Raw genomic sequence first — 489 nt, 5'->3', positions numbered from 1 at the left:
TGGTATACGATTTAGGTCACGTATCTTTTCGTGGCCTTTAAATCGCTGAATTAATAACTGTTCAACATGGTGCAGAAGAAGCCTAAGAAGAAGGTAGGGAAGAAAGTAGCCGCCGCCCCATTGGTGGTCAAAAAGGTTGAGCCCAAGAAGATCGTGAATCCTCTCTTCGAGAAGAGGCCAAAGAACTTTGCCATTGGTCAGGGCATTCAGCCAACTCGGGACTTGTCCAGATTTGTAAGATGGCCCAAGTATATCCGCATCCAGCGCCAGAAGGCTGTACTTCAGCGTCGTCTGAAAGTGCCCCCTCCGATCAACCAATTTACCCAGACACTGGACAAGACTACAGCTAAGGGCCTTTTCAAGATTTTGGAGAAATACAGGCCTGAGACTGAAGCAGCCAGGAAAGAGAGGCAGAGGAAAGCTGCTGAAGCTAAGGTTGCCAAGAAAGATGAGCCTCCACCAAAGAGGCCCAACACCATCCGATCCGGC

1 protein-coding gene is annotated in these 489 nt (G+C 49.3%); it reads left to right on the top strand.

From position 1 onward, the window contains the following. Window positions 1-66: 66 nt before the first annotated feature. Window positions 67-489 (top strand): ribosomal eL8 family protein (locus tag F0L46_RS27940; RefSeq protein WP_149822437.1); only part of this gene is annotated, 423 nt, incomplete at its 3' end.

The organism is Salinarimonas soli (assembly GCF_008386575.1).
GTDB lineage: Bacteria > Pseudomonadota > Alphaproteobacteria > Rhizobiales > Beijerinckiaceae > Salinarimonas_A > Salinarimonas_A soli.
This window is presented reverse-complemented; position numbering and strand designations above follow the sequence as displayed.